This is a genomic window from Plantactinospora sp. CNZ321 (genome assembly GCF_004217235.1).
In genome coordinates, this window is the sequence record NZ_SHKQ01000001.1 from 3,081,734 (window position 1) to 3,101,509 (window position 19,776).

Sequence of the window (19,776 nt, forward strand, 5' to 3'; positions counted from 1 at the left end):
GTCGTCATTCCCCAGTCGCTGCACCGGGTGATTCTGGCGTCTTCCTGACATCCGGTGCCGGCCCGCGCGGCCGCACCGGAGTTCCGTGACGCATCCCTGAGCCGTTCGCCGACCCTCACCGCCGCCGCCGTGACCATCGCTGTGGCCGTGGCTGTCGTGGCTGCCGTCGCAGTCGCCGTGGCTGTCCTGTCGCCGAGGTCGGCCGCCGGTTGCCGCTGTCAGTTGCCGCTGTCGGCTGCTGCTGACGGGCTGGCCGCTGACGGCTGCCGCTGGCGCGGCTGGCTCGGGGAGATCCGCCTGGCCGGGTACCGGCCGGGCGCGTCCGGAGGAATCGCGCCGTCAGAGTCGACAGACCACCCAGAGAGGCCATCGGCCGTGCGTACCGAGCTGCACCGTACCGTTTCCCACTCCCTGTTCCGGCTGCGTAACCTGGGCATCCTCGCCCACGTCGACGCCGGCAAGACCACCACCACCGAGCGGATCCTCTACGCCACCGGAGCCACCTACAAGCGCGGCGAGGTGCACGCCGGGACGACCGTCACCGACTTCGACGCCCAGGAGCGTCGCCGCGGCATCACGATCTTCGCCGCCGCGGTGAGCTGCGAGTGGGCCGGACACCGGATCAACCTGATCGACACCCCGGGACACGTCGACTTCGCCGACGAGGTGGAGCGGGCCCTGCGGGTGCTCGACGGCGCGATCGCGGTCTTCGACGGTGTCGCCGGAGTCGAGCCGCAGAGCGAGTCGGTGTGGCGGCAGGCCGACCGGCACGGCGTACCCCGGATCGCCTTCGTCAACAAGCTGGACCGGGCCGGCGCCGACCTGGACGCGGCGGTCCGGTCGATCCGCGACCGGCTCCGGACCACCCCGCTGGTGGTGCAGTTGCCGATCGGCCGGGAGGAGGGCTTCACCGGCCTGGTGGACCTGGTCACCATGCGCTCGCTGGTCTGGGCCGACGGCGCCGAGCGTCCCGTCGAGGGGCCGGTACCGGACGAGATGTGCGGGGAGGCGGAGCGGCGCCGCCGAGCGCTCGTCGAGACGGTCGCCGAGCGGCATCCGGCCGCGCTGGAGGAGTACTGCGAACGGTCGACGCTGTCCGCCGAGTCGCTTCGGAGCGTGCTGCGGGACCTGACCCGTACCGGGGACGGCCTGGTGGTGCTCTGCGGCTCTGCGTACCGGAACCGGGGGATCGAGCCGCTGCTCGACGCGGTCGTCGACTACCTGCCGTCGCCGCTGGACGTTCCGGCGGTGCGCGGCAGCACCCCCGGCGGCGAGCCACGGGAGCGGCCCGCCGACCCGGCGGGGCCGTTCACCGCCCTGGTGTTCAAGGTCAACTCGACCGGCACGGGTCGGCTGAGTTACCTGCGAATCTACGCGGGCACCGTCGAGAAGGGAGGCGTGGTGCGGGACGCCGGAACCGGGCGTACCGAGCGGATCAGCCGGATCCTGCGGGTCCAGGCCGATCGGCACACCGAGGTGGACCGGGCGGTGGCCGGCGACATCGTCGCGGTGGTCGGGCTGAAGTCGGCGCGGGTCGGCGCGACCCTCTGCGCCACCGAGGCGCCGCTGCTGCTCGAACCGCCGACCGCCGCCGCCCCGGTGGTCTCGGTCGCAGTCGAGGCGCGCCGGAGCGCCGACGCCGGACGGTTGGCCTCGGCACTCGCCCGGCTGGTCGAGGAGGATCCGTCGCTGGCCGTCCGGACCGACCCGGAGACCGGCCAGACCGTGCTCTCCGGGATGGGTGAACTTCACCTGGAGGTGGCGGTGGAGAAGATCCGTCAGGACCGTGGTCTGGAGGTGGTCGTCGGCCGGCCGCAGGTGGCGTACCGGGAGACCGTCCTGCGTGGCGTCTCCGGACTGGTGTACCGGCACGTCAAGCAGGACGGCGGCGCGGGCCAGTGGGCGCACGTCGTGCTCGACGTGACACCCCTGGACGCCGACCCGACGACTGGCGGTGGCGAGGTACCGGAGTTCGAGTTCGCCTCGACGGTCGTCGGTGGCCGGGTCCCGAAGGAGTACGTCCGGGCGGTCGAGGCCGGCTGCCGGGACGCGCTCGCCGACGGGCCCTTCGGCGGCCACCCGGTGATCGGGCTGCGGGTCACCCTGACCGACGGTGCCACCCACGTCAAGGACTCCTCGGAGCTGGCGTTCCGTACCGCCGGCCGGCTCGCGCTGCGCGCGGCGCTGGCCGCCAGCGAGGTGGTCCTGTTGGAACCGGTGGTCGAGGTGACGGTGACCGTTCCGGAGGACGCCGTCGGTGCGGTGCTGGGCGACCTGGCGGCCCGGCGCGGCCGGGTCGCCGGCTCGACCACCCGGGCCGGCACCGTGGTGGTCACCGCGACCGTGCCGCTGGCCGAACTGTTCGGCTACGCCACCCGGCTGCGCAGCCGGAGCCAGGGGCGGGGCACGTTCAGCACCCGGGCGGCCGGCTACCAGCCGGTGCCCGGCGCGGTCGCCGACGCGGTGCCGCGACGCTGACCGGAGCCCAGCGTCCGGAGGAAGGCGGGTGGGGAGCCGATCCGGAGCCGGCGCTGGCCGCCGGTCAGCCCAGCCGGGAGAAGACTCCGATGCCGTTCGGCACCGGCCGTTCCGCGCCGCCGGACGGGTGGTTCCGAACCTCGACGGCGGGCTCGGTCACGGTCCGGGTGACCAGGGTGGTGGACCCGCCGCCGTCGAGGTTGACCGCGCTGGCGGCGCCCAGCTCACGCAGGGTCAGCGCCAGGTCGAGGATGGTCAGGCCGGGGCCGGCGCCGTCCACGGCCAGCAGGTAGAGGCGACGACCGTCCGCGCTGACCCCGGCGGCGGTACGGATGGCGGCGGTCCGTCCGTCCAGCCCAGCCAGCGGCTCGCCGTCCCGGAGGATCGGGAACCCGCCGACCGCGAACCGGAACGGCATCCGGGTGTCCGGCACCAGGTCGTAGTCGACGCGTACCCGGTCGCCGACCTCGAACTGGCGCAGCGTCTCGGCGCCCTGCTCCCGGCCGACCAGCACCACGGTGTCCCGGGCGATCGCCCCGGCACCCGGCTCCGTGCCGGTCCGGACCACCCGGCCGTGCCGGACGCTCAGCTCGTACGTGTCGATGCTGCACGGCGCGGCGCGATTGGTGTCGGTGCCGCAGGTGGACCGCTTACGGGAGACGGTGCCCCAGTCGCTGTCGAAGACCCCGACCCCGCCCATCGGCAGGGCGTACTGGTTGAAGCCGGTGACCGGAAAACGTTCCCGGCCGGCCGAGAAGGTGCCGGTCAGGCCGACCCGCGCGAGCCGGCCGACCCGGTCCACCCCGACCCCGAGGACGTCGGAGGTGGCGGTACCCGGTGGCAGCCCGGGGCCGAACCGCTGCCCGTTCGGTACGGCCGCCTTCAGGTCGTTCCCGCCGGAAATCGCCGGGCCGACCGCTGATCCGGTCACCTCGACCCCGGGCTGGGCGTTGCTGATGTTGAAGAAGTCGCCGTTCACCGCGGCGATCGCCCGTCGTTCGTCGGCCTGCTCGGAGATCGGTTCCCGGGCCGTGACCGCACCCGCCGTGATCAGGTCGACCGTGACCAGCGGGTTGCGTAGATCCACCTCGACGAGATGGAGCGGCACCTCGACTCCGGCGGTCGGCCGGGTGAACTCCCGGTAGGTCACCCCGGGTGCGAGGATGCCCGGCACCGTCGAGATCGTCGGCGCGGTACCGGCGGACGGATGCGCGACGGCCGGGGTGGCGCCGGCGACCAGGGCCAGCGTGAGGCCGACAGCCGACGAGGCAAGCAGCTTACGGGCTCGGTGGGAGCGGTCGGATCTGAACAATGTCGGTGCCTTCCGAATCGGGACAGCGAAACACCGATCACACTTCCGGGTGCGGCGACCAAGGTCAACAAGACATCGACGGGCCGCGGGCGGGTGGGGAGTTGCCGAGTCTCACGGTGTGCAGAAGGTGTGCAGGTCGCTGCGACCCTTACCTAGCCGTGTGGTTGATGGCACCAGAAGGCTGAAAAGGGCGCTGCGGGCGACACCTGGGCGTCCCTCCATCGACCAGCTGTTCGACCTGCCGAGTGGAGCGTGACCCTCATGCGTACCCGCTACATCGCCATGGTGACCGCAGCCGTGATGGTGGCCCCGATGGTCGCTGTGATACCTCCGTCGCGCTCCGAGGCGACCGAGGTGTCGCTGGCCCGGGAACCGTCGGTGCCGGGCAGGTCCGTGACGGCGCCGAAACCCGCCCCGGGGCTCGACGACAAGCTGGCGCTACGCTCCACGCCCAGGGTCTCGTGGCCGTCCGTCGGGGCGGCGGAGGTCTCCCTGGGCACCGGTCCGGTCAAGGCGGGCAGCCTCCCGGTCTCGGTGTCCGGGGGCGCCAAGGCGCCCGGCCGGGTCGCCGTGGAGATGCTGCCGCGCCAGGAGGATCGGCTGCCGCTGCGGGTGAGACGCACCGATGCGGTGGCGGCCAGCGGTCAGGTCGGACTGGAGGTGGACTACTCCGGCTTCGCCAACGCGTACGGCGGTGACTGGGCGGTCCGGCTGCGCCTGGTGTCCCTACCGGAATGTGCGTTGTCCACTCCGGAGCGCACCGAATGTGCCGCCACGCCGATCCCCACTCGCAACAACGGCTCGGGTCGGCTCACCGGTACCGTGACGGTGCCCGCTGGCCGGGCCGGCGCACTGTACGCGGTGATGGCGGGCGCGTCGTCCGGCGCCGGTTCCTACGCGGCGTCGACGCTGTCCCCGTCCTCGACGTGGTCGGTGGGCACCTCGTCGGGCGACTTCTCCTGGGAGTACCCGATGGACGCGCCGCCCGGGTTGGGTGGGCCGGAGCCGCAGATGAGCCTGACCTACTCCAGCGGCAACGTGGACGGCCGCGGGTCGTCGACCAACAACCAGCCGTCCTGGGTGGGTGAGGGGTTCGAGTTCGATCCGGGCGGCTACATCGAGCGGCGGTACAAGTCCTGCGCCGACGACACCTCCGGCGGCAACAACAGCGGCCGCAAGACCGGCGACCTGTGCTGGGCCTCGGACAGCTCGACCACCGCGCCGAAGAGCGCCGGTAACGCGTACGTGGTGATGAACGGTCGCGGGGGCGAACTGGTCCGCGACGACGCGACCGGGACGTGGAAGCCCCGCCTCGACGACGGGTCGAAGGTGGAGCTGCTGACCGGCGGCGACAACGACGACAACGACGGCGAGTACTGGCGGATCACCAGCCGGAGCGGCACCCAGTACTACTTCGGCAAGCACAAGCTGACAACCGGCTGGACGAGCGGGGACCCGGTCACCAACTCGGTGTGGACGGTTCCGGTGTACGGCAACCACGCCGGCGAGCCGTGCCGGAAGTCGACGTTCGACGCCTCGGTCTGCGAGGCGCAGGCGTGGCGGTGGAACCTGGACTACGTCGTCGACCGGCACGGCAACACGATGAGCCTGTTCTACGAGAAGGAGACGAACTACTACGCCCGCAACAACACGGCGACCAAGGTGTCATCCTACGTGCGCGGTGGCTACCTCAAGCGGATCGACTACGGGCAGCGGGACGGTGAGGTCTACACGACGCCGGCCGTCGGCCGGGTGGAGTTCACCACGGCCGGCCGGTGCATCCCCGGCACGACGTGCACGTCGGCGCAGCCGGCCAACTGGCCGGACGTGCCGTGGAACCAGGCGTGCACGAGCAAGACGAACTGCAACAACAAGTTCACTCCGACGTTCTGGACCCAGAACCGGCTGAAGACGGTCACCACGAAGGTGTGGAACGGCTCGGCGTACCAGCCGGTGGACTCGTGGGAGTTGACGCACTCGTACCCGAACCCCGGGGACGGCACCCGGGCCGGAATGTGGCTGGCGTCGATCCGCAACACGGGCCACGTGGGTGACGAGCTGACCTTGCCGGAGATCAGCTTCGACGGGGTGCCGATGCACAACCGGGTGGACGGCAACGACTACGTCCCGCCGATGAACTGGATGCGGATGAGGAAGATCAGCCTCGACTCGGGCGGCGAGATCACCGTGGAGTACACGCCGCAGGAGTGCGTCGCGCCGTCGAACCTGCCGACGCCGGACGACAACGACAAACGCTGCCATCCCGTGCGCTGGACCCCCGAGGGCGAAACCAAGGATCGGGAGGACTGGTTCAACAAGTACGTCGTGACCCAGGTGACCGAGGCGGATCGCACGACCGGCCTGCTGCCGGCGGTGACCCGGATCGAGTATCCGGGTAAGCCGGCGTGGCGTTACGACGACAGGGACGGCATGGTCGGTGACAAGTACAAGACCTGGTCGCAGTGGCGCGGCTACGACCGGGTCCGCATGCACAAGGGCAGTCCGGGCGGTGTCCAGAGCGTCACCGAGTCGCTGTACTTCCGCGGCATGGACGGCGACCGGACCGCCGCCGGTGACACGAAGCACGTGCTGGTACAGGGCATTCCGGACGCCGACCCGCTCGCCGGCACGGCACGGGAGATCGTCACCTACGGCGCCGGTAACGCGGTGCAGGAAAAGGAGACCGTCGACCCGTGGTTGTCCGCGCCGACCGCGACGCGCAGCCGCAGCTGGGGCACGACCCGGTCGTACCAGCTGGAGGAGTCCGCGGTACGGCAGAGCAAGGCCACCGGTGCCGGCCAGTGGCAGACCAACGGGGCGGAGCACATCTACAGCGACGACGGACTGCTGACCCAGGTCACCGACCTCAGCGACGTGGACGATCCGGACGACGACACCTGCACCCGCTACTGGTACGCGTCGAACGAGTCCGCGTGGATCATCGACGCGCCGTACCGGATCCAGACCGTCACCGTCGGTTGCGACAAGACCCCCACGTACCCGGATCACGCCATGGTCGACATCCGCTACTACTACGACGGCAACAACACCACCCTCGGCGCCGTTCCGACCCGTGGCGTCCTGACCAAGGTGGAGGAGCTGTCCGGCTACTCCGGCGACGTGCCACGATATGTCACCGTCGTGCAGGCCCGGTACGACGTACACGGCCGGGTGACCGAGACGATCGACGCCAAGGGCGCCCGCTCGACGGTCGCGTACACCCCCGCCACCAGCGGACCGCTCACCCAGGTCAAGGCCACCAACGCGCTCGGGCACGTGAGTACGACCACGTTAGAGCCCGCCTGGGGGCTGGAAAGATCCACCGTGGACGCAAACGGGCGCCGGACCGAGATGAGGTACGACCCGCACGGGCGGCTGGCCAAGCTCTGGCTTCCCGGCCGGGACCCGACGCAGAGCCCCAGTGCGGAGTACAGCTACCTGGTGCGCCGCGACGGGGCCAACGTGGTCACCACCAGGACGCTGCTGCCGGACGGCGGTTACGACACCGAGTACGAGCTCTACGACGGGCTGATGCGGCCCCGCCAGACCCAGGCACCGGCGCCCGGCGGAGGCCGGCTCGTCTCCGACACCGTCTACGACTCACGGGGCCTGCTGGTCAAGGAGAACGGCCCCTACTACAACGACGCTCCACCCGGGCCGACCGTGCTCATAGCCGACGAGGACCGGGTGCCGGCGCAGATCGTGACGGTGTACGACGAGAGCGAGCGACCGAGGGAGGTCATCTTCCGTATCGAGGGGGTGGAGCGGTGGCGGACCACGCACACCTTCACCCACAACCGGCACGACACCGATCCGTTGGACGGGGATACCCCGACCACCGAGCTCTACGACGCGGAGGGCCGGCTGGTCGAGCTGCGTCAGTACCATGGCAATGCCCCGACCGGCCCGTACGACGCGACGAAGTACACCTACAACCGGCGCGGGCAGCTGCAAGCCGTCACCGACCCGGCCGGGAACGTGTGGCGGTACTCCTACGACCTGCGGGGCTTCATGACCCGGGCCGAGGAGCCGGACCGGGGCGTGACCGAGTACACCTACGACGACGCCGGGGAACTGCTCACTGAGAAGGACGCGCGCGAACTGAAGCTGGCGCACACCTACGACCTCCTCGGCCGGCGGACCGGAACGCACGACGGATCACCGAGCGGGCCCAAGCGGATCGGCTGGACCTACGACACGCCGGTCAACGGCAAGCCGGCCCTCGGCTACCAGACCTCCGCCAGCAGGTACGTCGACGGCAACGAGTACACGACGTCGCTGGCTGATCTGGATGCCGCCGGGCGGGTGACCGCCACCCGCTACACCATTCCGCGCAACGAGCAGGGCCTCGCCGGCAGCTACGAGTTCACCAGCACGTTCAAGGTGAACGGCGACGTGGCGACGGCCAGCCTACCGGCGGTTGGCGGGCTGCCGGAGGAGAGTCTCGCCATCGGCTACGACCGCTTGGGTCTGCCGGTGACCCTCAGCGGAGCGGACACCTACGTCACGGGCACCGCCTACACCCAGTTCGGTGAGGTGCGCGAGCTGAGGCTGTCGGCCGGCGGCAAGGCGGTGAAGCTCGGGTACGGGTACGAGTACGGCACCCACCGGCTCTCCCGTGCGGTGGTCGAGCGGGACACCGCACCAGGGGTGATCGCCGACGTGGCGTTCAAGTATGACCAGGCCGGTAACGTCACGTCGATCGCCGAGCGGGCGCCCGGCGCCGAGGAGACCCAGTGCTTCCGGTACGACTACCTGCGCCGGGCCACCGAGGCGTGGACACCGGGCTCCGGCGACTGTGCGGCGGCGCCGACCGCCGCCGGGCTGGGCGGCCCGGCGCCGTACTGGCACTCGTGGGCCCTGGACAAGACCGGCAACCGTACGTCGGAAACCCGCACCAACCCGAACGGCACCAAGACCACGAGCGCCTACACCTACCCGGCGACGGGACAGCCGAAGCCGCACGCGGTCAGCAAGGTGACCACCACCGGCCCGGACGGCAGCCAGCTGGTCGAGGACTTCGGCTACGACGCGGCCGGGAACATGACCACCCGGAAGAAGGGCACCGCCCAGCAGGCCATCAGCTGGGACCCGGAAGGCAACATCGCCAGCATCACCAAGAACGGCGTCACCACCAGCTTCCTCTACGACGCCGGAGGCAACCGGCTCATCCGCCGCGACTCCAACGGCACCACCCTCTACCTCGGCGAGACCGAGCTGCATCTGGCCCCGAACGGCACGGTGACCGGCACCCGCTACTACAACTTCAACGGCCGCACCGTCGCCGTACGCACCTCCGCCGACGACAAGCTGCACTGGCTGGCGATGGACCACCACGGCACGCCGGAGATCGCCATCGACGCCGCCAGCCAGGAGGTGAAGCGGCGCCGGTTCACCCCGTACGGCGAGGCCCGTGGTGCCACGCCGGCCGGCTGGCCCGGTCAGAAGAGCTTCGTCGGTGGCACCGCGGACCCGGACACCGGGCTGGTCCATCTCGGGGCCCGCGACTACGACCCGTCCCTGGGCCGGTTCATCTCCGTCGACCCGATCGTCGACCTGTCCGATCCGCAGCAACTCAACAGCTACGCCTACGCCAACAACAACCCGGCGACGTACGCCGACCCCGACGGTGAGCGATGGGTCATCTCCACCCGCATGGTGAAGAAGATGAGGGTGAAGATGGTCGTCGAGTACCGCTGGGAGAGGGTCTGGCGCTGGGTGCGGAAAACCTATGAGGTGATCAAGAAGATCCCGCCACTCGGACAGATCGTGAAGAGCATCGAGCGCCTCGTGCTCATTTCCTATCAGGTTCTCCGCATCGTCTTCAAGTTCGTCAAAGAGTGGATCACCGTGGCCGTGAAGAGCGCGAGGTGGGTCGCGGACAAGGTGGTGAAGATCGCGGCCCGGGCCGCGAAACTGCCCAGAAAGTCCACCAAGAACAGGAAAAAGGAGAAGAAATGGAACGAGGGCGGGGATAACGGGAATAGTCGGAAGAAGAGCGCCAAGCGGCCGAAGAAGAGCCGCCCGGAGCCCAAGAAGTCCCCGCACATCCGCCGCGATCCGCAGCGGAGAACCAATCCCGGGCACCCGCAGCGCAACATCATCGACAACATCCTCCGGGGTGCCGGGCGAACGGCCGTAGGTGTGGCCACGATAGCCGGCGGCACGGCGGTGGTCGGTGCCGTCTCCGGCGCCGCGAGTGTCGGCTCGGCCGCCGGCGCCGGCGGCATTGGCGCGGCGGCCGGTTCTGCCGAAAAACTGGTGTCGCTGAGCAAGGGCAACATCAGCGTCATCATGAACCGAACAGTGAACGGCGACGTCTACGGCAACGTGACCCTGATCAACGCCACCGTCAATGGCAACGTTTACGGAAACCTGCACCAAATCGGCGGTTCAGTCACCAACGGAAACGTCGCGGGTCATCTGGTCCAGACCGGCGGCACCCTGACAGGCAACGTGCGAGGCACCGTGGTCCAAGCCAGGCGAATCTTCGGCGAGATCAGGTGGTAAGGCCTATCCCGGATCGCTGAGCGATGCCGGAGGTGAAGCAGACGGGGGCTGACCGTTGAGTGGCGACGGGGGCTGATCGCTGAGTAGCCCGGGGGAATCCCACCCCGGGCTACCACAGCGTTCTCCCTTATGCGGACTCAGCCGTTTGGTTACCAGGTCGGGGGTTACCCGGCGTCGCCGGGCCAGGCCGGCCCCGGACCGCCGGGGCCGGCCGCGCCCCAGCCGGGGGCCGGCGGTACGTCGGCCGGATCCGTGACGGCCATGGTCAGCCGTACCCGGACACCGTCGGTGCCGCTGCGCACCTCGATCGAGTCCGCGAGCTGGTGGGCCAGCCAGAGCCCCATCCCGCCACCGGCGGACGGCCGGGGACGGCTGGCGGGGATGGCCGGCACCGGGTCGCCGAAGCCGCTCCCGTGGTCCCGGACCTCACAGACCAGGTGCCGCCGCCGCCAGAACCGCAGCTCTCCTCGGCCGCCGCCGTGCCGGACCGCGTTGGTCATCGCCTCGTTGACCGCCGTCACGAAGTCGTCCAGCCGATCCCCGCCCAGGCCGGCTCCGAGAAGGCACTCGGTCAGCGCCCGCCGTACGTCGGCCACCTGCTCCGCGTCGAAGTCCGCCTCGAGCAACAGGGGTCCATACTGTGTCTCCGTCCGTTGATCGTCCAACGGACCGTCCGTCATGGCGCCTCCAAGGTCACCGAACCCGTCAGGGGTACAGCGCGGACCGTACCCACCGGTGGCCGAGCCAATCAAAAAGACGACCGGGTTTCGAGCTTCCGATGCGGGCTCGACACCGCCGCTGCGGGAGGCGCAGGTCGTCAGCTGCTGATCGCAGAGTACAGAGCGTAGACGACCTGTCGACCGCTGACGTCGCCGTGCGAGCGGATGAACCTGTCCGCTTTCAGGTTGAACACCCGACCCGGCCGGAACTGGTAGCCGCCGCCCACCTCCAGCAGATCGACGCAGGGCTGGACCACCTCGGGTGTCTTCAGCGCCCCGTTTCGACCGATTCCGCCGTACGGGTCGTTGGCGTCGCCCAGCCCGGCGCCGGCCTGCCGGGCGAGCCGGGACGCCGCCGCGTACGCCAGGCCGACCGCCCGGTCGTTGACGGTGTGCGTGACCAACATCGGTCCGGTCATCTGCCGATCGGCCAGTAGCGACCGGAACAGCCCGTTCTCGCCCCGACCGTTGAAGTTCACCGCGAAGGCGTGGTGGCTGAACGCGCCCTGCAGCAGAGTGCAGGAGTGCAGCCGGGGGTGCCGCACCGCGGCGGCGGCCAGCGCCCGGGCGCCGAACGAGTGACCGGCCAGGTGCAGCCGTACGCCCGACGCGGATGCCCGGGCCAGCTCGGACAGCAGCGTGGCGATGCCGCCGGAGCCGACCTTCCCGGCCCGGTCCTTCATCGTGTAGTAGGTGGTCACGTTCAACACCCCGCGCGCCTTGGCCAGCACGCTGTCCAGGTCGAAGCCGAAGCCGGCCGCGCCGCCGGTCCGCTCCGGTCGCCCGAAGTCGACCTCGGGGCCGCCAACCGCCTCGAAGACCGTCTCCGCGTCTCCGTGCAGCAGCGCCGCCGGCGGCGGATCCTCGTCCACCCCCACAGCGCCGGAGAACGGCTCGGCCGGCCCGGGTGGGATCTGCTCCCGCAGGGCGTCGAGGAAGCGCTGCCGGGCCTCGGCCGAGTCCGCGAGCCTCGGCACCAGCCGGGTCAGCAGGGCTGCCCGGGCCGGGTCCTCGACCCGGGTCGCGATGGCCCCGATCAGCGCGACCGCCTCGTCGCCGACCGCGACCCCGCCGCCGGCCACCTCGTCCTCGTCCGACCAGCGGATCGACGGCCAGAGCGCGCCGACCACGGCCAGGGTCCGGGACTCCGCCCCGGGTACCGCCGGGCGCACCGCCGCCAGGTTGTCGGTGAGCCGCTGGTAGAGGCGGCGGGCCTGCGGGATGTCGTTGTTCCAGCCGTGGCAGAGCACGAGTACGTCGGTGGCGCCGCAGGCGGCGACCAGTTCCACCGCGGCCCGCCGCTGGTTGTTGTCGTGGATCGCACCGGTGGACCGGATCTCCACCTCGGCGTACGGGAACTGCATCTGCACCTCATCCGGGAGCGAGTGGTCAGACCGACTGGAGGGCCCGCATCGCGTCGACGAGCCCGCGACCCTGGAACGAAGGGTCCCGACCGAGGTCGGTGGCGGAGTCGAGCAGCGCCCGCTTGACCCGGTGCGGGCGGCCGATGAACTCCTGGTGCACCGACATGAACGCGGCCGCCACGCCCGAGACGTGCGGTGCCGCCATCGAGGTACCGGAGTTCTCCACGTAGGTCGCGCCGGGCACGCTGCTGAGCGCCTGCTCCAGCAGTCGGCCGGCACCGGCGCTGATCACCCGCTCGCCGGGCGCCACCAGGTCCGGCTTGGCCCGACCGTCCCCGGTGGGGCCCTTGGAGGAGAAGTAGGAGACGCCGGAGGCGTGCGGCCGGCAGGAGGTGGCGCCGACCGTGATCGCCAGTTCGGCGTTGCCCGGGTCGTTGATGGTCAGGTCGAACGCCGTACGCATCCGCCGGCCACCGGCGTCGATGACGTAGCCGTACCCGGTGTTGCCGGCCGCCGCCACCACGACCACGCCGGACTGTACCAGCCGGTCGACCTCCCGGCAGATCGGGCTGAGACCGGTGGCGAACCAGGTCGGGTCGAACGGATAGCCCACCGACAGGTTGACCCCGTGCACCAGGAGCTCCCGGCCGTAGTCGTTGAGTTCCTGGATGTACTCCAGCGCGGCCAGCACCGCCGCCATGTCGCCGGAGCCGTCGTCCCGGAGGATCTTGCAGGAGAGCAGCCGGCAACGCGGCGCCATCCCGCTGACCGCGCGCAGGTGCATCCGCTCGGTACGCAGGTCCCCCACGTCCGGCTGGTAGAAGGCGGCGGCGGTCAGCGGACTCTCGTTCTCGCCGACGATCTGCTCACCGGCCAGGATCCCGGCCACGTGCGTGCCGTGCCCGGCCAGGTCCCTCGTCGCCTCGGCGTCGCTGTCCCCGATGAACGAGCGGTGCGCCAGCGGCGGGGTCAGCGCCAGGTTGCCGTGCCGATGGAAGTGCGCGTGCCCCTCGTCGATGCCGGAGTCGAGCACCGCCCAGACGATGTCCTGGCCGTACGCGTTGAAGGCGCGGTGCGCCGCCTGGCACTTGGTGGTCACCACGGAGCGGTGGATGAGCGGCTGGACCTCGAAGTTGGGCCAGATCCGGTGGATCGCCGACCGTGGGGCGGGCCCGGCGCCGACCGTCGACGCCGACGGCTCCTCGGGGGCCTGGCCGGAGCCTGGGTCCTGCTCCGCCATTCCGGCCTCCGCCTGCTCCTGGGCGACCTCCTCGGCCTCCTCGGCGTCGGCGGCCACCAGGGCGCGGATCTGTGCGGCGGTCAGGGCGCTGCTGACGTACGAGCCGATCGGCCAGACCGGCGTCTCGACACCGGCGACCTCCCGGATCAGCTCCCGGATCCGGGCCTGCGCCCCGCGCACCCCGCCCAGATGGCGGGTACGCAGCTCGATCACCACGCCGATCGGCTCCTCGCCCGAGGACCGCATCCGCTCCTGCAACGGTCGGGCGATGACCGAGTCGGTGACCAGGTTGGGCGAGGTGGGCACCGGCGACAGTGGGCTGGCCCGGTCGCCGCCGTCGGCGTTCCGTTCGGTCGAGCCGAACTCGGCGGGCAGCGGCTCCGCCGGGCGGCCAGGGTCGACGCTGTCGGAGTCCATCGATTCCTCCCGTGAATTCCAGACCATCCTTGCGCACGGATGGCCGGAGGAAAGCGGCGGACGTGGATCTGACAGTGCTGGTCGGGCTGATCCTGACGGCGCTGACCCTGGTGAGCCGAGCGAGGGTGACTCCGGCCGGCCAGGCTGAGGCGGCCGTCGAGGAGGTGCTAGCGATGGCGCCTCCGACCCCCGAGGAGACCGGGGAGGCCGCGTACCTGGCGGACCTGTCCGCCGACGACTCCACCCAGTTCATCCCCCGGGTCACCTGACCCACTGAGCACACGCCAGAAGACGAAGACGCCCCGGACCCATGGTTTACCCATGGGCCGGGGCTTTTCGTCGTTTCAGGGCTGTGTACGGCCGGTCCGTCAGCCGTGCGACTTCGCCAGGGTGACGAAGGCTCGCCAACTCTCCGGGGCGAACGCCAGCGTTCCGCCGTCCCGGTCCTTGGTGTCCCGGACGAGTACCCGGCCGGGAAGGTTGTCGGCAACCTCTACGCAGTTTGAGTCTCCACCGGAACGCGTGGACTTCCGCCAGGCTGGGGCGTCACTTGTGTTCATTCAGTAGCTCCAAGATTAGGTCTCTGCTCTGGTCGGCCGCCATCGCCAGGCCGTTGATCGCCTCCCACGATAGCTCTAACTCCCCGACATCCCGTGCCGAGGTTGCCACCTTGCCCTGTAGCTGGTCATCCAGGTATGAGACTCGCCGGCCGTCGGCCAGGGTCGCTATCGAGATCGGACCGCCTAGGCCAGCGTGCAGCCCTCCGAGGGCATCCGGGAGCACACGCACCGTCACGGTTGGCTTGTGTCCGATGTCGGCGAGGTACCCGAGCTGATCTTTCATCACGTCGCGCGAACCGCGACGAAGCGCGAATTCCGCGATGATGCACGAGATCGTCACCGGCGGATCACGGTCCAGGACGGTCGCTTGCCGGGCCAGCCGATCCGCGACTAGATCCTCTACCCTCCCCGCGTTCGAGGGGACGGCCGCGAACATCTCTCGCATATACGCTTCGCGCTGTAGCGGCGCCGGAATCACAAGCGGTTGCCAAGATCGCAGTAGGATTGCCCGGCGCTCGTTCTCGACCCACGGGCGCAGCCATGGGCGCAAGTCTTCGTGCGCAGTCCGCGCCAGCCCTTGAAGCTCGTTGCCGGTGCCGAACACCTCGTCAAGGCGCTGCGCTGTGCCTTCCTGCGGTATCAGCTTCCCCGACTCGAAAGCCTGAACGGTCGCCTTCGCCACGCCGACGGCAGCGGCCAGCCGTTCCTGAGACAGCTTCCGTCCAGTGCGCAGCTCCCGAAGGCGGGCCGGAAGCGACGCCGGTTGGTCATTCACGATTATCACCCCGGGTGGTCAAACGGGCGGCCCGCCATCATCGGACAGTCACCCCGCTCATCTTCCGTCACCGCGCCGTCACAGTCCAGGGTGGATGTCGACGGAGGGTACGTGGCTCGCAACCCGGACCCACCCAGACGCCTCGGGGCGGGTTCCCCTTCTGCCCCGTTGGGTGGGCCCCCTCCGTCAACGGGGGCGGTGCTGGAACTGGAGCCATGGCGCCGCCCCTCCCCTTGTCTGCCAGAACGGGAGGGCAACACATGAGACGGATACGTAATGCGCACCGCCGGGCCTGGTGGCGACTCTGGCTGTACTGCCGATGCGGCTTCCGCTGGCGCTGTCCGGACTCGATCGAGCTGGTGCTCCGGCCGTACGCCCCGGAGGTGGGGCCGATCGGCCGGCACGCCTTCCGGCGGGCGGTCCGGACCGCTACGACCGAGGCGAAGATCGCCCGGGAGTCCCGGGCCTGGATGGACCCGGTACCGGTGCCGAACCCCCCGCCCCCACCCCCGCCACCCCGACCCACACCCCCACGCCCGAACAGCCGACACGACGGATGGAACGGCCCCACCCGGGAGTGGCCTACGTGGCAGTACGGGCGGCCCGGTCACCTCACCCCGGCCGGGGAGGAGCGCGCCCGGCACAACGAACACGAACGGGTCTGACCGGTGATCGGGCCGTGGGAGCGCTGGGCACGGGCCGCGCGGCGACGCGCGGCGGCGGAAGCGGCCAAGGCGCCCGGGCAACACCTTCCCGGGGACCGGTACGCCTGCCGGGAGTGCGAGCACGATTGGCCCTGCTCGGACGCGCGGCGGGCACTGCTGGTCGGCTTCGGGGGTGACCGGGTGGGGCTCATGGTGTACCTCGCTGCACACCTGGCGAACGCCCTGGAGGCGTTGCCCGATCGACACCCCGCGATGATCGTCGGCCAGATCCTCTACTGGGTTCCCCGGCGCCACTGAGCGTCCCGTGGGCCGGCGGCTCGGCCCCGGTTCGTCGTCAACCCGCTCACTTCCCCCACGACGACGGCCGGGGCCGGGCGCGCTGGTCGAACGGTCCGCCTCGGATCGCTCGACTTCCCTCCCCTCACGGATTGGAGTCCCCGTGATCAGTCCAACCTCAGTCGCGCGGAGAGTCGCGGCGCTCGGCGCCCTGGTTCTGGCGCTCCCGCTCGGCGCTGTGGTGGTCGCACCACCGGCACACGCAACCAACTTCGGGTCGATCTGCGACACAGGGTCAACGACCGCTTGCGTCAGCGTCGCCAACAACATCTATCACGTGATCAACTGGATTGGCGATGAAGACATCAATGGGATGCAGTCGTCCCACGGGTGGGCGCGCGACAACCAGTACAACCCGACTGACCTGGTTGCCTACACCGACGGCTCCGACAGCTACCCGGATGTACTCGTTCAGGATGAGCCCTATGGCGTCAACGGGTGGTATGCGCGCGTCGATTGTCCGACCAACAACACGGGGACGGGCGGGTCGCATCCGAACCGGTGGTGTCGAGGGCAGACGCTCAAGTACAACGCGTCGTACGCAACCTATTTCAGCGCCGAGGCGAACCGGCGCGCAACCGCATGTCACGAGATCGGGCACACGGTCGGGCTCCGGCACGCAACCGACACGACCAGTTGCATGAACAACGTGGGTAGCTACCCGGAGACGTTGAACGCGCACGACCGGGCGCACATCAACGGCCACTACTGATCCCCCGAAATCGTCCCGCCCGGCCGGGAGCCGGCCGGCGAGATGGCGCGTCGAATCATGTAGGTACGTCAGGGAAAGGGTCAATTCATGAAGACGTTACGGATTGGGGGCCTGGTGGCACTCGTGAGCGCGGTCGCGGTGGTCGCGCCGCTGGCGGCGTGCGCCAAGGAAGCGGGTCAACCGAGCCGGGCGACGGTCGCAGACTCGGCGGCGACAGCGGAGGGTGCGGTCCTGGACGCGTACGACCGGAAGGCGGAAGCGTTCTACGGCTCGTTCCGGTTTGAAGGGCTCTTCGTCGAGCACTACCGGACCCTGGCTCAGGGCGTACGGGCGGCGTCCGTGGTAGTCGTCGGCACCGTTCTTCGGGTGACGGAGACGCGCGTGCTTCGCACCGAGGGGGGAGATCATCCGTACATCGGCGTAGTCATCCGGCCAACCGTGTTGGCTGGCACGCTGGCGCCGCAGTTCGCCGACGAACTGACGGTGGAGTTCGATGGGGTGACGCTGGCTGACCTGAAAGGGGCAATGCCGGTCGGCCACCAGGCGGTATGGGTGCTGCGAAAGAAGAGTGACCCGGCGCCCGGCCAGGGCACGGACGAGGCGACCCCGGAGGAAGCCGACTACTTCCGGGTGGTGAATCCGCAAGGGCTCTTCATCCAAGGGGCGGAATCGGTCGCAACCCCGCTGGCCGAGACGCTTCCGGGAGCGTCCGACATGGCCACCGAGGCGCGGGGGTACGCCCGGTTGAGTGATCTGGTCTCGGCGGTGCGTGGCGTCGCCTAGTCGAACCGAATACGAAAGCACCCCGGGTCGCCAGCAACGGCGGTCCGGGGTGCGTCGTTTACACGGGCTGGGCTACCCGGTGGCGCTTCGGACCACCACCCCCCCAAACGGTGTCCTTGCTGATGCCCATCTGTTCGGCGATCCCCCGGAGACTCATCCCGGCGGCCCGCAGCTCGACAATCCGCGCGTTCCGCTCCGGCTCGGTCGGACCGCTACCGCCCGGTGGCGGCGCCGCATCACCGCTCTACCGGCCCTTCCCCGCCCCACACCCCGTATTCCTCTCCGGCCTCCCGGGCGTACTCCCGGCACCGCGTCTTGATCGGGCAGTCCGCACACAGAGAGCGAGCCGCTCCGGTCGGCGGGGCCGGGCCGGGCGGGCTATCCGGTACCGGCGCCGAACGGCGCGCTGGCCAGCGGCACCCGTACCGGCTGGCGCCCGTTGAACCGGAAGCGCAGCAGTTCGGCCGCGTTGACGACCGCGTCACCGAGGTCGGCACCGCGCCGCGCGGCCACCCAGTCGACCAGGGCGACCGGATCGCGCAGCGGCGCGGTGAAGTGCACCAGGGTGGCGTACCAGATGTCCCGGGCGAAGTCGGCCTCGAACCAGGCGTCCTCGCCGAGTTCGACGGCGAGCCGGGCGGCGCACGCCGGATCCGGTGGCAGCACCACCGACAGCCCCCACCGGCCACCGTCGACCGGCGGGGAGTCGCAGTGGTTCGTACCGGCCAGCAGCGCGGCGCGACCCCGCGCGAAGAGCCGGTCGAAGGCGGCGCCGTAGCCGACCTCCGGCGTGCCGACCTTCCGCCCCGGGCTAGCCCTGTGCACCGAAGAGCCGTCGGAGCAGGTCTGCCTGTCGGGGAAACTGGAAACCGGCTCCACCCTCGTGCCCGTTGTACGGCCACACCGTGATCTCCTTCTCCGTGCCCCCGTAGTGGTTGAACGCGGCGTAGACCGTCGACGGCGGGCAGACCGCGTCCATCAGGGCGACGGAGAAGAGCGCCGGGGCGGTGGCCCGGCTGGCGAAGTTGACCCCGTCGAAGTAGCTGAGAGTGTGGAAGACCCGCTCGACGTCGTGCCGGTGGGTCCGCAGGTACGTCACCAACTCCTGGTACGGCGAGGCGTCGGTGATCTCGGTGGCCCGCCGGTAGTGGCAGAGGAACGGTACGTTCGGCATCACCGCCGCGAGCCCGTCGACCAGGCCGGAGACGGCGATGCTGATCCCACCACCCTGGCTGGTGCCGGCCACCACCACCCGCTCGGGATCGACCCGGGGGTGCTCCCGGGCGGTCTCCACGGCCCGGACCGCGTCGGTGAAGAGCCGGCGGTAGTAGTACGACGACGGATCGCCGAGCCCGCGAGTCATGAAGCCGGGAGTCTGCGGCAGGCCGACCGGGTCCGGGTCCGGGGTGTCGCCGACCAGGTAACCGTTGCTGCCCTGGCCCCGGGTGTCCATCACCAGGTGGGCGTAGCCGGCGGCGCTCCAGGCGAGCCACTCGTGCGGCAGTCCGCGCCCGCCGCCGTACCCGATGTACTCCACGACGCAGGGCAGCCGGCCGGTACGGTGCCGGGGGAGCAGGAACCACCCGCGTACGGGCTGGCCGGCGAAACCGGAGAAGGTGACGTCGTAAACCTCCACGGTGGAGAGATTCGCGTCGTACGGCTCGAACTTCGCCGGCGTGCCGACCTCGCGGGCCTGGGCGAGCGTGTTGGCCCAGAAGGCGTCGAAGTCGGCCGGTTCATCGCGCTCCGGCCGGTAGTCGCGCAACCGATCCAGTGGCCAGTCGACAAGCATGCCCGTCTCCTCTCGTCGTCGCGGGCTGGAGGGTGCAGCCCGGCGAGCGGCCCCGGCCGCGAGCCGGGGGTCCCGAAGCCGGAGGGTAGCGCCCGGACCGGTGGCCCCGACGT

The 19,776-nt window shown here is 70.4% G+C and carries 16 protein-coding genes and 1 pseudogene; 7 read left to right on the forward strand and 10 right to left on the reverse strand.

Annotation, left to right across the window (positions count from 1 at the left end; all coding sequences use genetic code 11):
• The first annotated feature begins 375 nt into the window (after positions 1-375).
• A complete protein-coding gene (fusA, locus tag EV371_RS13820; protein ID WP_130462404.1) occupies positions 376-2,478 on the forward strand; it encodes an elongation factor G in 2,103 nt (700 codons plus the stop codon).
• Between the two features lie 64 nt (positions 2,479-2,542).
• Here the strand turns inward: fusA and EV371_RS13825 are convergent, their stop codons facing one another.
• Entirely contained in the window at positions 2,543-3,790 is a 1,248-nt protein-coding gene (locus tag EV371_RS13825; RefSeq protein ID WP_207230477.1) for a phosphodiester glycosidase family protein, read from the reverse strand.
• A gap of 261 nt (positions 3,791-4,051) precedes the next feature.
• Between EV371_RS13825 and EV371_RS13830 the strand changes: the two genes are divergently transcribed.
• On the forward strand, positions 4,052-10,300 hold the full coding sequence (locus EV371_RS13830; RefSeq protein ID WP_130462405.1) for an RHS repeat-associated core domain-containing protein: 6,249 nt from the start codon (positions 4,052-4,054) through the stop codon (positions 10,298-10,300).
• 164 nt (positions 10,301-10,464) lie between these two features.
• Here EV371_RS13830 and EV371_RS13835 read toward each other — a convergent pair whose 3' ends face one another.
• The 3 genes from EV371_RS13835 to EV371_RS13845 all read right to left on the reverse strand — a co-directional run bounded on the left by EV371_RS13835 (position 10,465) and on the right by EV371_RS13845 (position 14,040).
• Positions 10,465-10,926, reverse strand: a complete 462-nt coding sequence (locus EV371_RS13835; RefSeq protein ID WP_486484601.1) for an ATP-binding protein — start codon at positions 10,924-10,926, stop codon at positions 10,465-10,467.
• 191 nt (positions 10,927-11,117) lie between these two features.
• Positions 11,118-12,383 carry a hypothetical protein gene (locus tag EV371_RS13840; protein ID WP_130462407.1) on the reverse strand — a complete coding sequence of 422 codons (1,266 nt, stop codon included), beginning with the start codon at positions 12,381-12,383 and terminating at the stop codon, positions 11,118-11,120.
• A gap of 25 nt (positions 12,384-12,408) precedes the next feature.
• The gene (locus EV371_RS13845) at positions 12,409-14,040 is read right to left on the reverse strand and encodes a S8 family peptidase (protein WP_130462408.1); all 1,632 of its coding nucleotides are present in this window, start codon (positions 14,038-14,040) and stop codon (positions 12,409-12,411) included.
• A gap of 62 nt (positions 14,041-14,102) precedes the next feature.
• Here EV371_RS13845 and EV371_RS13850 point away from each other — a divergent pair, with 62 nt between their 5' ends.
• Positions 14,103-14,309 carry a hypothetical protein gene (locus EV371_RS13850; protein WP_130462409.1) on the forward strand — a complete coding sequence of 69 codons (207 nt, stop codon included), beginning with the start codon at positions 14,103-14,105 and terminating at the stop codon, positions 14,307-14,309.
• A gap of 99 nt (positions 14,310-14,408) precedes the next feature.
• Here EV371_RS13850 and EV371_RS13855 read toward each other — a convergent pair whose 3' ends face one another.
• Complete coding sequence (locus tag EV371_RS13855) at positions 14,409-14,600, reverse strand: DUF397 domain-containing protein (RefSeq protein WP_130462410.1); 192 nt, start codon at positions 14,598-14,600, stop codon at positions 14,409-14,411.
• Complete coding sequence (locus tag EV371_RS13860; RefSeq protein ID WP_165436683.1) at positions 14,587-15,375, reverse strand: Scr1 family TA system antitoxin-like transcriptional regulator; 789 nt, start codon at positions 15,373-15,375, stop codon at positions 14,587-14,589. The genes EV371_RS13855 and EV371_RS13860 overlap by 14 nt, the downstream gene beginning before the upstream one ends.
• A 260-nt stretch (positions 15,376-15,635) precedes the next feature.
• Between EV371_RS13860 and EV371_RS13865 the strand changes: the two genes are divergently transcribed.
• The 4 genes from EV371_RS13865 (at position 15,636) to EV371_RS13880 (ending at position 17,871) form a co-directional block, all read left to right on the forward strand.
• Positions 15,636-16,040, forward strand: a complete 405-nt coding sequence (locus EV371_RS13865; RefSeq protein ID WP_130462412.1) for a hypothetical protein — start codon at positions 15,636-15,638, stop codon at positions 16,038-16,040.
• Positions 16,041-16,043: 3 nt separating this feature from the next.
• A complete protein-coding gene (locus EV371_RS13870; protein ID WP_130462413.1) occupies positions 16,044-16,337 on the forward strand; it encodes a hypothetical protein in 294 nt (97 codons plus the stop codon).
• A 142-nt stretch (positions 16,338-16,479) separates the two neighbouring features.
• Positions 16,480-17,088, forward strand: coding sequence for a matrixin family metalloprotease (locus tag EV371_RS13875; protein WP_130462414.1), 609 nt, complete (start codon positions 16,480-16,482; stop codon positions 17,086-17,088).
• An 87-nt stretch (positions 17,089-17,175) separates the two neighbouring features.
• Positions 17,176-17,871 (forward strand): hypothetical protein, encoded by a 696-nt coding sequence (locus EV371_RS13880; protein ID WP_130462415.1) that lies wholly within the window; start codon positions 17,176-17,178, stop codon positions 17,869-17,871.
• A gap of 58 nt (positions 17,872-17,929) precedes the next feature.
• Here the strand turns inward: EV371_RS13880 and EV371_RS13885 are convergent.
• The 4 genes and pseudogenes from EV371_RS13885 to EV371_RS13900 form a co-directional block, all read right to left on the reverse strand.
• Positions 17,930-18,055, reverse strand: a pseudogene (locus EV371_RS13885) (helix-turn-helix domain-containing protein); the annotation flags it as partial.
• Positions 18,056-18,107: 52 nt separating this feature from the next.
• Positions 18,108-18,368: a WhiB family transcriptional regulator gene (locus EV371_RS13890; protein WP_486484602.1), complete on the reverse strand. Its 261-nt coding sequence runs from the start codon at positions 18,366-18,368 to the stop codon at positions 18,108-18,110.
• Positions 18,250-18,696 (reverse strand): hypothetical protein, encoded by a 447-nt coding sequence (locus tag EV371_RS13895; RefSeq protein WP_130462417.1) that lies wholly within the window; start codon positions 18,694-18,696, stop codon positions 18,250-18,252. Before EV371_RS13895 ends, EV371_RS13890 begins: the two co-directional genes overlap by 119 nt.
• The gene (locus tag EV371_RS13900; RefSeq protein WP_130462418.1) at positions 18,683-19,663 is read right to left on the reverse strand and encodes an acetylxylan esterase; all 981 of its coding nucleotides are present in this window, start codon (positions 19,661-19,663) and stop codon (positions 18,683-18,685) included. Before EV371_RS13900 ends, EV371_RS13895 begins: the two co-directional genes overlap by 14 nt.
• Between the last annotated feature and the right edge of the window lie 113 nt (positions 19,664-19,776).